Origin of the sequence: Micromonospora sp. NPDC005215 (assembly GCF_040607915.1) — a bacterium.
GTDB lineage: Bacteria > Actinomycetota > Actinomycetes > Mycobacteriales > Micromonosporaceae > Micromonospora.
The window spans coordinates 49055-62421 of sequence record NZ_JBEXHQ010000008.1 but is presented as its reverse complement, the minus strand read 5'-3'; the positions used below and the strand labels follow the sequence as shown (position 1 = coordinate 62421).

Sequence of the window (13367 nt, the reverse complement as noted above, 5' to 3'; positions counted from 1 at the left end):
ACCGAGACGAGGTTCGGAGGTTGGGGGTTGGGGGTTGGGGGTTGGGGGTTTTAGGGGGTTATGTTGCGGTGTTTGCTGCGCAGGCGGAACGGCATCAGGGCGCTCTCCACCTTGGTCGCGGTGGTCATCTTCGAGATGCCGTCGCGCCGCTCCTCGAAGCGGATCGGCACCTCCAGAATGGTGTGCCCCAACTTGGTGGCGAGGTAGTGCATCTCCACCTGGAAGCTGTAGCCGTTGGACTGCACCCGGTCCAGACCGATGTCGCGCAGCGCGTCGGCCCGCCAGATCTTGAAACCGGCGGTCAGATCCCGGATGCGCACCCGCAACAGGGTGTGCACGTAGAGGTTCGCCCAGCCGCTGAGGGCCCGGCGGTACAGCGGCCAGTTCTCGTCCAACTCCCCACCGGGCACGTAACGGGAACCGATCACCACGCTCGCCTGGGTGGACAGCAGCGCGCCCAGCATCCCCGGCAGCGCCTCCGGCGGGTGCGACAGGTCCGCGTCCATCTGCGCCACGTACTCGGCGCCGCCCTCGATGGCCCGGGTCATCCCGTCGACATACGCCCGGCCGAGGCCCTCCTTGCCGGCCCGGTGCACGACCTCCACCCGGTCCGGATGCTCGATGGCCAGCTTGTCGGCCACGTCGCCGGTGCCGTCGGGGGAGTTGTCGTCGGCGACGAGGATGCGCAGGCCGGGCAGCGGCAGGGTGAGCAGCCGCTCCACCAGCGTGGGCAGGTTGCCCGCCTCGTTGTAGGTGGGCACGACGACGGTCAGGCGTGCGTCCCGCCACGGCGACGGTAGCTGCACAGGCTCGATCATGCGGACATCCTCGGTTTGCGGACAGGGGGCTCCCGGAAAGGGTATCCAGTTGTCACATTCGGGTTGAAGAGGCACCCCTTCCGGGCGTTGCGGATGGCGGTGCAACGCCGCGCGGGGCATCGATCCCGCTGGTGGCGACTGGTGCGTGCCGGTGGCCGCGACGAGCGGTAAACGCTTGCGACCGCGTCGATGCCGCCGACCAGCGGTCACCGTCGGCGGCGGACGGCCCGACCGACGCCGGCGCTCGCTCCGGTCACCACAACGGTCCGCGTCACGGCGCACCCTTCTGCCGGGTGGCGATGTCGGAGAGTCGGTTCAACGTCTCCCTGTTACGCAGGTGCAGCACCAGATCGTTGATCTTGTTGCGGACCCAGCGCAGCGGACCGGCAGCGAAGTCCTCCCCGATGCGGACCCGGGTGGAACCCTCGCCAACGGGTTGCAGGGTGAACGTCACGATCGCCTCGCCAGCCGGCCAGAGACCGGCCCGCAGCACCAGCCGGTGCGGTGGCTCGCAGACCAGCACCGTCGACGCGTCCTGCAACGAGAACGGCCACGGGCCGGCCCGGTGGTGCAGTTGGCTGCCCACCCGCGGCCACGCGTCGTCGACGTCGCGTACGTGTGCGGTGCCGACCACCCAGTCGCTGTACGTCCACCCGTCGGCGAGCACGTCGAACACCTGCTGCGGGGGAGCTTCGATCACTTTCTCCACAATCGCCACTGGGCTCCCATACCCGCGTCACGGCAGGGCTAACGGTCGGCGGGTTAGCTTCTCCCGTGCGGCGGGTAAGGCCGACCCGGGGCACCGCTGGCGGCGCTGGCCCAGCGCGTTGTCGACGACGTTTACTCCTCGGGGCGCAGGGAACCCGCCGGCTGTGCGACAGGACCAGGAGGATCCGTATCAGCGCAGGTCAGCCCCGGTTTACGCCGCTGCTGACCGCGCCGGTTCCGCCGGGTCCGGGCGTACCGCCGCCGGGAGCCCCCGACCCGTCCTGTACGACGCGGTGTTGCTGGACCGCGACGGCACCCTGATCGAGGACGTGCCGTACAACGGCGACCCGGAGAAGGTGCGGTCGGTGCCGGGGGCGCGGGCGGCCCTGGACCGGTTGCGGGCGGCCGGGCTGCGACTGGCGGTCGTGACGAACCAGTCGGGCCTGGCCCGGGGCTATTTCACCGGGGCGCAGATGCGGGCCGTGCACGCCCGCGTCGAGGAGTTGCTGGGCCGGTTCGATGCCTGGCTGGTCTGTCCGCACGACGACGCCGACGGCTGCGACTGCCGCAAGCCGGCGCCCGGGCTGGTGTACGCCGCAGCCCGCGAGCTGGGCACGACCCCGTCCCGGTGCGTGCTGGTGGGCGACATCGGCCGGGACGTCGCCGCCGCGCTGGCTGCGGGGGCGGCGGGAGTGCTGGTACCCACCCCGGTGACCCGGCCGGAGGAGATCGCCGCCGCCGGTTGGGTGGCCACCGATCTGCCGGCGGCGGTGGACGAGATCCTGCGCCGCCAACAGGCCGTGCAGCCCGCGACCCGGCCCGGGGGACCGGTGCGGACAGCGTTGGTGGTCCGGTCGGATTCGGCGGGGGACGTGCTGGTGACCGGGCCGGCGATCCGCGCCGTCGCGGCCGGGGCGCAGCGGGTGGTGCTGCTGTGTGGTCCACGCGGCCGGGCCGCCGCCGACCTGCTGCCCGGGGTCGACGAGATCATCGAGCACCCGCTGCCCTGGATCGACCCGACGTCGGGGCCGGTCGACCCGTCGGCCCTGCGGAGCCTCACCGCGCGGCTGGGCGCGGTCGGTGCGGACCAGGCGGTGGTGTTCACCTCGTTCCACCAGTCCGCGCTGCCGCTGGCGCTGCTGCTGCGGATGGCGGGAATCGGCCGGATCGCGGCGATCAGCGACGACTACCCGGGTTCGCTGCTGGACATCCGGCACCGGGTGCCGGTGGGCGTCCCCGAACCCGAACGTGCCCTCTCCCTCGCCGCCGCCGCCGGCCACCGGCTGCCCGACGGCGACGAACCCGTGCTCCGGCTGCGCCGCGACGCCGTGCCGCCGCGCCCGGCCGATCTCGGCGACCCGGGGTACGTGGTGCTGCACCCCGGCTCGGCCGCGTCCAGCCGGGCCTGCCCGCCCGAGGTGGCGACCCGGATCGCCGGGGCACTGACCGCCGCCGGGCACCGGGTGCTGGTCACCGGCGGCCCGGACGAGCGTGCGGTCACCGCCCGCGTGGCGGCGGCCGGCGGCACCGACCTGGGTGGCCGAACCGACCTGGCCGGGCTGGCCGCGATCATGGCGGACGCCAGCGCGATAGTGGTCGGTAACACCGGTCCCGCGCACCTGGCCGCCGCGGCCGGCGTGCCAGTGGTGAGTCTCTTCGCGCCGACCGTCCCGTTCGGCCAGTGGGGGCCCTACCGGGTGCCCACCGTCCGGCTCGGCGACGCCGCCGCACCCTGCCGGGACACCCGCGCGACCAACTGCCCGGTCCCCGGGCACCCCTGCCTGCACGGCATCGACCCGGACGAGGTGGTCGACGCGCTGCGGACGCTCACCGTCAGCGGCGGTGGCCGGCGATGAACATCCTGCTCTGGCACGTGCACGGTTCCTGGACCACGTCGTTCGTGCACGGCAGCCACCGCTACCTGATCCCCACCACACCCGACCGCGGCCCCTACGGCCTCGGCCGGGCCCGCACCTACCCCTGGCCGGACAGCGCGGTCGAGGTCACCCCGGAGGACCTGCCGGACGCCGACGTCGACGTGGTCATCCTGCAACGGCCCGAGGAGATCGACCGGGCCGAGGCGTTGCTGCGCCGCCGGCCGGGTCGCGACATCCCCGCCATCTACGTCGAACACAACACCCCGAAGGGCGACGTGCCGAACACCCGGCACCCGATGGCCGACCGCGACGACCTGCTCATCGCCCACGTCACCGGGTTCAACCAGATCTTCTGGGACACCGGGGCCACCCGCACCACTGTGGTCGACCACGGCATCGTCGCCCCCGCCGTCTCCTACACCGGTGAACTCGACAGGCTCGCCGTGGTGATCAACGAGCCGGTCCGGCGGGGTCGGGTCACCGGCACCGACCTGCTGCCCCGGTTCGCCGAGATCGCCCCGCTGGACGTGTTCGGGATGGGCGTCGCCGGCCTGGCCGACCACCTCGGGCTGCCCGCCGACCGGCTCATCAGCCACGACGACGTACCCCAGGACCGGATGCACGCCGAACTGGCGCGGCGGCGCGCGTACCTGCACCTGTGCCGGTGGACCTCGCTCGGGCTCAGCCTCATCGAGGCGATGGCGATCGGCATGCCGGTCGTCGCGCTCGCCACCACCGAGGCGGTGACGGCGGTGCCGCCGGAGGCGGGCGCCCTCGCCACCCGGACCGACACCCTGCTCGACGCCGCCCGCCGGTTCATCGCCGAACCGGCGACCGCGCGCCAGGCCGGCGCGGCGGCGCGCGCCGCCGCGCGGGACAGGTACGGCCTCGACCGTTTCCTCGCTGACTGGGACCGGCTGCTGGAGGAGGAAGTATGCGGATCGCGATGATCTCGGAGCACGCCAGCCCGCTCGCCGTCCTCGGAGGGGAGGACGCCGGCGGCCAGAACACGCACGTCGCGGAGCTGTCCGCCGCGCTCGCCGCCGCCGGGCACGAGGTGCGGGTCTACACCCGCCGCGACGCGCTCGACCTGCCGGTGACCGTCCGCAGCCCGGACGGGTACGACGTGGTGCACGTGCCCGCCGGCCCGGCCGAGCCGGTGGCCAAGGACGCGCTGCTGCCGCACATGCGTGAGTTCAGCAGCTGGCTGATCGAGCGCTGGCGGGGCGGGGACTGGGTGCCCGAGGTGATCCACGCGCACTTCTGGATGAGTGGCCTGGCGGCGCTGACCGCCGGTCGGCAGACCGGGGTGCCGGTGGTGCAGACCTACCACGCGCTGGGCACCGTGAAGCGCCGCTACCAGGGCGTGCAGGACACCAGTCCGGCCCGCCGGGTGTCCTATGAGCGCGAGTTGGGCCGCTCGGTGGACCGGATCGTCGCGCAGTGCCGCGACGAGGTGGGCGAACTGGTCCGGATGGGCGTACCCCGGTCCCGGATGACAGTGGTGCCCTCCGGAGTCAACCTCGCCACGTTCGCCCCGCTCGGGCCGGCCGCCGAGCGTGAGCCGGGACGGGCCCGGATCCTCACCGTGGGGCGGCTTGTCGAACGCAAGGGCTTCCAGACCGTGATCCGGGCGATGGCCCTGGTCGGTGACGCCGAGTGCGTGGTGGTCGGCGGCCCGCCCGAGGGGCTGCTGGAGACCGACCCGTACGCCCGGCGGCTGCGGGCCCTGGCCGAGACCTGCGGGGTGGCCGACCGGGTGCACCTGGTCGGCGCGGTACCCCGGGAGGAGATGGGCCGCTGGTACCGCTCGGCGGACCTGCTTGTCGCCGCACCCTGGTACGAGCCGTTCGGGCTGACCCCGCTGGAGGCGATGGCCTGTGGGGTGCCGGTTGTCGGCACCGCCGTCGGCGGCATCCGGGACACGGTTGTCGACGGGACGACCGGTGACCTCGTGCCGGCCCGGGACCCGCAGGCGCTGGCCGCTGCCATCCAGGGCTTGCTCGACGACCGGATCAGGCGGTTCACGTACGCCACGGCGGCGCGTGAGCGGGCCCGCGCGCGGTACTCGTGGGCGGCCACCGCCGAGCGGCTGGTGGAGGTCTACAGCGAGGTCGCCGCCGTTCGCCGACCGGCGCGGGTGGTGGCCTGATGCCGGCCGGCAGCCTGCTCGACACCCACCTGACGAACCTCGCCGCGGCACTGGTGCCGTACCGGCGGTGTGAGTCCCAGTTGGCCCGCTGGGGTGCGGACCTGGCCCACCGGCTGGCCGCCGGGGGACGCCTGCTGGTGGCCGGCAACGGCGGCAGCGCGGCCGAGGCCCAGCACCTCACGGCCGAGCTGGTCGGCAAGCTCCACCACGACCGGCAGCCGCTGTCCGCGATCGCGCTGCACGCCGAGACGAGCGCGCTCACCGCCATCGCGAACGACTACGGCTACACCGACGTGTACGCCCGTCAGGTGCGCGCCCACGGCCGCCGTGGCGACGTCCTGCTGCTGCTCAGCACCAGCGGCAGCAGCCCGAATCTGGTCAGCGCCGCCCAGGCCGCCCGAGACGCCGGCCTGACCACCTGGGCACTCACCGGCGCCGCCCCGAACCCCCTCGCCGACGCCTGCGACGAGGTGCTGGCCGTCGCGTCGCCGGACACCCAGGTCGTGCAGGAGTTGCACCTCGTGACCAGTCACCTGCTCTGTGAGTACCTCGAACAGGAGTTGGCCGCGACCACGGACCCGGCGGTCGGCCACCACGTGCCGGCGGATCCCGCCCCGGCCGGTCGGCTCGGGTCCGGGCCGGTGCGCGCCGGGGTCGACGTGGTGCTCGACGGTGGGTCCGGACAGCAGGTCGACGCGTGAGGGACGGGGAGGTAGGCGTGAGGGGACCGGTGGTGGTGCTCGGGGACACCCTGCTCGACCGGGACGTGGAAGGGGTGGTGAACCGGCTCTGCCCGGACTCCCCGGTGCCGGTCCTGGACGAGAGCGCCGCCAGCGACCGTCCGGGTGGCGCCGGTCTGGCGGCGGTGTTCGCCGCCGCGCAGGGCGCCGAGGTGGTGCTGGTGACCGCGCTCGCCGACGACGCCGGAGGGGCCCGACTGAGCGCGCTGCTCGCCGCGGCCGGCGTGCAGGTGTACCCGCTGGCACTGGCCGGTGCGACGCCGGAGAAGATCCGGCTGCGGGCCCGGGGGCGGGTGCTGCTGCGCCACGACCGGGGCGGCACGTTCGGGGAGCCGGGTCAGCCCTCCGACGAGGTGCTCCGGGTGATCGGCGCGGCGTCCGCGGTGCTGGTCAGCGACTACGGCCGGGGAGTGGCTCGGCAGCCGGCGCTGCGCGACGCGTTGTCCGCCACCCGCGCGCCGGTGGTGTGGGATCCGCACCCGCGCGGCCCGGCGGCTGTCCCCGGCGTCCATCTGGCCACTCCGAACGAGTCGGAGGTGCGCGAACTGGTCCCCGCACTGCCCGGTGCCTCCCGGCTGGCCACCGCGTCGCGGGGTGCGCAGGGGCTGCGGCGACGGTGGCGGGCCGGTGCGGTAGCGGTGACGCTGGGTGGGGACGGCGCGCTGCTCTGCCACGCCGGGTCGACACCGCTTGTGGTGCCGACCCCGGGCAGCGCCGAGGGGGACACCTGCGGGGCTGGCGACCGGTTCGCGGCCGCCGCCAGCCTCGCGTTGGCCCAGGGCGCGCTGGTCTCCGAGGCGGTGCAGGCGGCGGTCGCCGAGGCGTCCGCGTACGTGGCCGGTGGGGGAGTGGCGGCGGCGCTGCCACCGCCGGTGCGTCCCACGCCGACGAGCTTCGCGGGTCCGGGCGGCGACCGGGTGGGCGTCGCGGCGGTCGCCACGCTCCTCGGTGAGGTACGGGCCGCGGGCGGCACTGTGGTGGCCACCGGCGGTTGCTTCGACCTGCTGCACGCCGGGCACGTGGCCACCCTGCAGGCGGCCCGCCAGCTCGGCGACTGCCTGATCGTTTGCGTGAACTCGGACGCCAGCGTGGCCGGGCTGAAGGGGCCGGATCGGCCGGTGATGTCCGAGGGTGACCGCGCTCGACTGCTGGCCGCGCTGAGCTGTGTCGACGCGGTGCTCATCTTCGACGAGCCGACCCCGGACGCGGCGCTGTCCTGGGTCCGGCCGGACATCTGGGTCAAGGGTGGCGACTACGCCACCGGCGGTGGCGACGACGCCGCCACCCTGCCGGAGGCGGAGGTCCTGCGCCGGTGGGGTGGGAACACGGTGGTGGTGCCCTACCTGGACGGTCGCTCCACCACCGACATGATCGTTCGCTCCATCGGGGAGCGCACCCGATGACCGCCACGCGGCCCGGCGCCGGGCCCACCGTCCTGGTCACCGGCGGCGCGAGCGGGCTCGGTGCCGCGGTGGTCGCCGCGGTGGCCGCCTCCGGCGGTCGGCCGGTCGTGCTGGACCGGCAACCGCCGGCCGACGGCGTGTCCTGGACCGAGTGCGACCTGGCCGACACCCGGGCCGCCGAGGTGGCCACCAAACACCTCGCCGAGCAGGCCGGCGGCCTGGACGCGGTGGTCACCGCCGCCGGCACGGACGTCCCGGGTCGACTCGCCGACGTGCCGGGGGAGACCTGGGACCGGATCGTCGCAGTGGATCTGCTCGCCACCGCGGCGGTGATCCGGGCCGCCCTGCCGTTCCTGCTGACGTCCCGGGGCCGCATCGTCACTGTCGCCTCCACGCTGGGCGTCAAGGCGGTCAGCGACGCCACCGCCTACTGCGCGGCGAAGTTCGGCGTGGTGGGCTTCACCCGCGCGCTCGCCGCCGAACTCGCCGGTCAGGTCGGCGTCACGCTGCTCATTCCGGGCGGGATGCGCACGTCGTTCTTCGACGAGCGCGACCCGCAGTACAAGCCGGGGCCGGACGCGATCCTCAACGATCCCGCCGACACGGCCGCCGCGATCATGTTCGCGCTCCACCAGCCGCCCGGCTGCGCGGTGCGGGAGCTGGTGGTCTGCGCCGAGCAGGAGACCTCGTACCCGTGATCCTCGTGCTGCGCGCGCTCGGCGTCGGCGACCTGCTCACCGCGGTGCCCGCGCTGCGGGCGTTGCGGGCCGCGTACCCCGGTCCGGAGTTGGCGCTCGCCGCGCCCGTCTGGCTGGCGCCGCTTGTCGACCTGGTCGGCGGCGTCGACCGGCTGGTCGACACCTGCGGGTTGGATCGGCCCCTGCGGGCCGGGTCGGCGGTGTCGGTCGCTGTCAACCTGCACGGACGCGGCCCGCTGTCGCACCGGTTGCTGGCGGCCACCCGGCCGGGCCGGCTGCTGGCCTTCGCGAACCCCGGTGCCGGCTGCGTCGACGGTCCGCGGTGGTCCGTCGACGAGCACGAGGTGGACCGGTGGTGCCGGCTGCTGTCCTGGTACGACATTCCCGCCGACGCCACCGACCTCGGTCTGCGTCGGCCCGGGTCGGCCGGGCTGCCCACCGGTGTCACAGTGCTGCACCCCGGCAGCAAGGTCCCCGCCAAGCGGTGGCCCGCCGAGCGGTTCGCCGCGCTGGCCCGGACGCTCACCGACCAGGGGCACCGGGTCCTGCTCACCGGCTCGGCCGACGAGCGGGCACTGGCCGCCCGGGTGGCCGACGCGGCCGGCCTGCCGTCCGACGCCGTGTTGGCCGGCCGGACCGACCTCGGCGCGCTCGCGGCGTTGGTGGCCAACGCCCGGCTGGTGGTCAGCGGGGACACCGGCGTGGCTCACCTGGCCACCGGGTTCGGCACCGCGTCGGTCGTCCTCTTCGGGCCGGTGCCGCCAGCGCACTGGGGGCCGCCGGTGGACCGGCCCCGGCACCGGGTGCTCTGGGCCGGCGAGGGAGATTGGCCGAAATGGGACGGGGTAGGAAGCCACCCGACGATGGCGGCTCTGCGCCTCGACGAGGTGCTGGCCGCCGTCCAGGAGGTGGAAAGGGTGGTGCGGGTCTCCGGTGCGGTTGCGGCGTAGCGACCCGGGTCGACCGGGGTACGGACGGCGGCGGCGCGGTCGGGGCTGGCTCTTCGTCGACCCGACCGGAGATCCGGTCCGTGATCCGGCGGTGCTGGCCCGGTTGCGGGAGCTGGTCATCCCGCCGGCCTGGCAGAACGTCTGGATCGCGCCGCACGTCAACGGGCACATCCAGGCGATCGGGATCGACGCGGCCGGGCGCAGGCAGTACATCTACCACCCGCTGTGGCGCGAGCAGCAGGACGAGGCGAAGTTCGACCACATGCTGGAGGTGGCCCGGCGGCTGCCGGTGCTGCGGGAGCGGGTGGGCCGTGACCTGGACGACCGAGGGCTGGGCCGGGACCGGGTGCTGGCCACTGTGGCCCGACTGTTGGACATGGGCATGTTCCGGGTCGGCAGCGACCAGTACGCGGCCGGCGACGACCCGACGTACGGGGTGTCCACGTTGCGCCCCGAGCATGCCCGGTCCCGGCGCGGCTGCGTGGTCCTGGTGTTTCCCGCGAAGGGTGGCATCGAACAGGTACGCCGGATCGAGGACCCGGAGCTGTGCCAGGTGCTTGTCAATCTGCGTCGCCGCCGGCGACAGGCGGACCGGCTGTTCGGCTACTGGGATGGCCGGGAGTGGCGCGACGTGCGCAGCGACGAGGTCAACGGCTACCTGCGCGACGCCAGCGGCGGGGAGATGACCGCCAAGGACTTCCGCACCTGGCACGCCACAGTGCTCGCCGCCACCGAGTTGGCCACCGCCGGCCCGGCCCGCTCGGTGACGGCCCGGCGCAGGGCGGTGGTCGCGGTGATGCGCGAGGTGGCCGAGCTGCTGGGCAACACCCCGACGGTGGCTCGCGCGTCGTACGTGGATCCGCGGGTGGTCGACCTCTACCACGACGGGGTGGTGGCGTCGGTGGACCCGCGGGCGCCCCGCGAGGAGGCCGAGCGGATCGTCCTGGAGTTGCTGGAGAAGGCCTGACCGGGCGTGGGTTCAGGCCGTTCGCCGCCGGATCAGGGCGTCGATGCCGTCGAGGATCCGGTCCAGGCCGAAGGTGAACTCGTCGTCGGGGTCGTCGTCCTGGTTGAGCACTCCGGCGTCCAGCACCCGCTGGAGTGCCGGGAAGCGGGCCGGGTCGATGAGTCGGGCCACCAGCCGGCCGTACGCCGGCATCATCTCGCTGGGCTCGACGCCGGCCGCCCGGCTGCCCTCGGCGATCTGCGACGTGAGGGTTGCCTCGTTGCGGACGTACCCGGTGATCAACAGGAGCGCGGACATCTTCTCGCCCTCGGCGAGCGCGGTGCCGTCGAGGCAGCGCAGCCCGTCCTCCATCCAGCCGAGCTGCTGGGGGGTGATCGGCGGGCCGCTGATCGGCACGTGCAGCAACCAGGACCGGTGCCGCAGCGCCCTGTGCTCGGCCCACGCCCACCGGGTGAGGCCGGCGCGCCAGTCGTCCTCCGGCGGGGGCGGGCCGGGGGACGGGCCGTACCCCATGTCCACCATGAGCATCAGCAGCTCGTCCTTCGAGCCGACGTACCGGTAGAGGGCCATCGTGGCGGCGCCCAACTCCTTTGCCACCCGGCTCATCGAGACGGCGGCCAGACCGTCGGCGTCGGCCACCCGTACGGCGGCGTCCACGATGGCGGGCACGCTCAGGCCCGGCCGGGGGCCCTTGGGTGGGCGGTCCCGCAGCCCCCAGGCGTTCTGGATGGACGCCGGGAGCACCGGTCCGCTGTCGTCTGTCTTCGCCGCCACATTTCCTCCTTGCCCCGTCATCCTAGTTCTGCGTATGGTCTACGCATAACAGCGTACGCCATACGCAGAGAGGAAATGGATCATGACGAGGATGACCACACCGGCACCACGGGCGGGCCGGCGGGAGTGGATCGGGTTCACGGTGCTGATGTTGCCGCTGCTCCTGGTCTCGATGGACGTGTCGGTGCTCTACTTCGCCGTCCCGTTCATCAGCGCGGAGTTGCGCCCCTCCGCCACCCAGCAGCTCTGGATCTTCGACATCTACGGCTTCGTGCTGGCCGGGCTGCTCATCACCATGGGCGCCCTGGGTGACCGGATCGGCCGACGCCGGCTCCTGCTGATCGGCGCCGGCGCGTTCGGAGCGGCGTCGCTGCTGGCCGCGTACGCCGACAGCACCGCGACGCTGATCGCCGCGCGCGCCGTGCTCGGCGTCGGTGGGGCCACCCTGATGCCCTCCACGCTCGCCCTGGTGCGCAACATGTTCCACGACGCCAAGCAGCGCGGCACCGCCATCGGCATCTGGACCGCCACCCTCACCGGCGGCATCGCGATCGGCCCGGTGCTCAGCGGCATCCTGCTGGAGCACTTCTGGTGGGGCTCGATCTTCCTGATCAACATCCCGGCGATGCTGATGCTGCTCCTGCTCGCCCCGCTCCTGGTGCCCGAGTTCCGCACCGCGGCGACCGGGCGGTTCGACCTCGTCAGCGCGGCCCTGTCGCTCGGCGCGCTGCTGCCGGTGATCTACGGCATCAAGGAGATGGCCCGCGACGGCCTCAGCCCGGTGCGGGTGCTCGCCATCGTCGGCGGCCTGCTGGTGGGCGCGCTCTTCCTGCACCGGCAGCGGACCCGGGCGTACCCGATGGTCGATCTCGCGTTGTTCCGCCGTCGCGGCTTCGCCGGGTCGCTCGCTGTCAACCTGCTGGCGATGTTCGCCATCATCGGCTTCGCCATCTTCACCACCCAGCACCTCCAGCTGGTGCTCGGCCTGAGCCCGCTGCGGGCGGCACTGTGGAGCCTCGTGCCGTCCCTGGCGGTGGGTGGAGTCGCACCGGCCGCCGCGGCGCTCGCCCAGCGCGTCGAACGGGCGTACCTGATCGGCGCGGGCTTCGCGATCGCCGTGCTTGGTTTCGTGGTGCTGACCCAGGTCACCCCGGACTCGGCGCTGTGGGTGCTGCTTGTCGGCGCGAGCATCTACGCGGGCGGCCTGGTGATGGTGATGTCGCTCGTCACCGAGCTGGTCCTCGGCGCGGCGCCGCCCGAGCAGGCAGGTGTGGCATCGGCGCTCACCGAGTCCAGCAGCGAACTGGGCGGCGCGCTGGGCATGGCGATCCTCGGCAGCGTGGGCGCGGCGGTCTACCGCCGCGAGATCGTCGACGGCCTGCCGGCCGGGCTGCCCGCCGACACCGGCGCCGCGGCCCAGGAGACCCTGGGCGGTGCGCTCGCGGTCGCCCAGGGGCTGCCGGCGGAGCTGGCCGACGCGGTGCGGCACGCCGCCGGAGTCGCGTTCACCGACGGGCTGCACCTGGCCGCGTACGCGGCGATGGTGGTGATGCTGGCGGGCGCGGTGACCGCGCTGGTGACACTGCGCGGCCTCCGGCCGGGCGACCCGACCGCGACCGAGGCGCTCCCGGCCGACCGCGCGCCGTCCGGGCACCCGGACCCGCTCCCGGCGTCGCACGCTGCGGCGTCGGCCGAGGCGTAGCCGCCCGCCCCGTGTCGCCGGGCAGTCCGCTCGGGGGCGGTCAGTCGGTGAGCACGTGTGCGAGCCGGTCGCGGAAGCGCCGCTCGGAATCGCTTACCGACTCGCCCCCGATGCCCAGCAGCCCACCGCTGGACGCGGCACCCACCACCTGCTCGGCGATCTTCACGAGCCAGTGCTTGTACGCGCCGGCCTCGCCCTCGTCGATGCGGCCGGCCAGCAGCGCGGCGGCCTGGCCGGCCCGCACCAGCACGTCGTCGATCAGCGCCCGCGGGTCGTCGGGCGCGATGACCGGCAGCTCCGCACCGGTCTCCGGGTCACCGACGCGGGTGACGATCTCGCCGGCCACGGCGGCGACCAGGGGGCTGGCCGACTCCCGGCCGGCGGAGATGGTCTCCAGCCCGGCCGCGGTCTCCGCCATGGTCCGGCGGGTGCCGTCGGACTCGGCGGCGCTCGCCGCGGTCAGGACCGACTGCGGCAGGCCGACAAGCAACCCCCACTCCCCGTCGGAGAATCCGAACCCGGTGTACGCCGGCTGCTCGATCACGACAACGCCCCTTCCGCCCTGCTCTGCTTGGTCA

General features: G+C 74.0%; 13 protein-coding genes. 9 read left to right on the top strand and 4 right to left on the bottom strand.

Annotation, left to right across the window (positions count from 1 at the left end; translation table 11 throughout):
* Positions 1 to 50 precede the first annotated feature (50 nt).
* Together ABZU25_RS09225 and ABZU25_RS09220 are read right to left on the bottom strand one after the other, a co-directional pair.
* Complete coding sequence (locus ABZU25_RS09225) at positions 51 to 818, bottom strand: polyprenol monophosphomannose synthase (protein WP_355028817.1); 768 nt, start codon at positions 816 to 818, stop codon at positions 51 to 53.
* A gap of 271 nt (positions 819 to 1089) precedes the next feature.
* On the bottom strand, positions 1090 to 1536 hold the full coding sequence (locus ABZU25_RS09220) for an SRPBCC family protein (protein ID WP_355028816.1): 447 nt from the start codon (positions 1534 to 1536) through the stop codon (positions 1090 to 1092).
* Positions 1537 to 1807: 271 nt separating this feature from the next.
* On the opposite strand from ABZU25_RS09220, the gene ABZU25_RS09215 reads away from it, so the two are divergent.
* The 8 genes from ABZU25_RS09215 to ABZU25_RS09180 are packed head-to-tail and all read left to right on the top strand — an operon-like array spanning position 1808 to position 10313.
* A complete protein-coding gene (locus ABZU25_RS09215; RefSeq protein WP_355028902.1) occupies positions 1808 to 3382 on the top strand; it encodes an HAD-IIIA family hydrolase in 1575 nt (524 codons plus the stop codon).
* Positions 3379 to 4353: a glycosyltransferase gene (locus ABZU25_RS09210; protein ID WP_355028815.1), complete on the top strand. Its 975-nt coding sequence runs from the start codon at positions 3379 to 3381 to the stop codon at positions 4351 to 4353. Before ABZU25_RS09215 ends, ABZU25_RS09210 begins: the two co-directional genes overlap by 4 nt.
* Positions 4338 to 5555 (top strand): glycosyltransferase, encoded by a 1218-nt coding sequence (locus ABZU25_RS09205; RefSeq protein ID WP_355028814.1) that lies wholly within the window; start codon positions 4338 to 4340, stop codon positions 5553 to 5555. Before ABZU25_RS09210 ends, ABZU25_RS09205 begins: the two co-directional genes overlap by 16 nt.
* Positions 5552 to 6256 carry an SIS domain-containing protein gene (locus ABZU25_RS09200; protein ID WP_355028901.1) on the top strand — a complete coding sequence of 235 codons (705 nt, stop codon included), beginning with the start codon at positions 5552 to 5554 and terminating at the stop codon, positions 6254 to 6256. The genes ABZU25_RS09205 and ABZU25_RS09200 overlap by 4 nt, the downstream gene beginning before the upstream one ends.
* A 17-nt stretch (positions 6257 to 6273) precedes the next feature.
* Positions 6274 to 7698 (top strand): PfkB family carbohydrate kinase, encoded by a 1425-nt coding sequence (locus tag ABZU25_RS09195; RefSeq protein ID WP_355028813.1) that lies wholly within the window; start codon positions 6274 to 6276, stop codon positions 7696 to 7698.
* The gene (locus ABZU25_RS09190; protein ID WP_355028812.1) at positions 7695 to 8396 is read left to right on the top strand and encodes an SDR family oxidoreductase; all 702 of its coding nucleotides are present in this window, start codon (positions 7695 to 7697) and stop codon (positions 8394 to 8396) included. Before ABZU25_RS09195 ends, ABZU25_RS09190 begins: the two co-directional genes overlap by 4 nt.
* Positions 8393 to 9346, top strand: a complete 954-nt coding sequence (locus tag ABZU25_RS09185) for a glycosyltransferase family 9 protein (protein ID WP_355028811.1) — start codon at positions 8393 to 8395, stop codon at positions 9344 to 9346. The genes ABZU25_RS09190 and ABZU25_RS09185 overlap by 4 nt, the downstream gene beginning before the upstream one ends.
* Positions 9330 to 10313 carry a DNA topoisomerase IB gene (locus ABZU25_RS09180; RefSeq protein WP_355028810.1) on the top strand — a complete coding sequence of 328 codons (984 nt, stop codon included), beginning with the start codon at positions 9330 to 9332 and terminating at the stop codon, positions 10311 to 10313. The genes ABZU25_RS09185 and ABZU25_RS09180 overlap by 17 nt, the downstream gene beginning before the upstream one ends.
* 12 nt (positions 10314 to 10325) lie before the next feature.
* Here ABZU25_RS09180 and ABZU25_RS09175 read toward each other — a convergent pair whose 3' ends face one another.
* Positions 10326 to 11087, bottom strand: a complete 762-nt coding sequence (locus tag ABZU25_RS09175; protein WP_355028809.1) for a TetR/AcrR family transcriptional regulator — start codon at positions 11085 to 11087, stop codon at positions 10326 to 10328.
* 91 nt (positions 11088 to 11178) lie between these two features.
* Here ABZU25_RS09175 and ABZU25_RS09170 point away from each other — a divergent pair, with 91 nt between their 5' ends.
* On the top strand, positions 11179 to 12789 hold the full coding sequence (locus tag ABZU25_RS09170; RefSeq protein WP_355028808.1) for an MFS transporter: 1611 nt from the start codon (positions 11179 to 11181) through the stop codon (positions 12787 to 12789).
* 40 nt (positions 12790 to 12829) lie between these two features.
* Here ABZU25_RS09170 and ABZU25_RS09165 read toward each other — a convergent pair whose 3' ends face one another.
* Positions 12830 to 13333: a hypothetical protein gene (locus ABZU25_RS09165; protein WP_355028807.1), complete on the bottom strand. Its 504-nt coding sequence runs from the start codon at positions 13331 to 13333 to the stop codon at positions 12830 to 12832.
* Positions 13334 to 13367 lie beyond the last annotated feature (34 nt).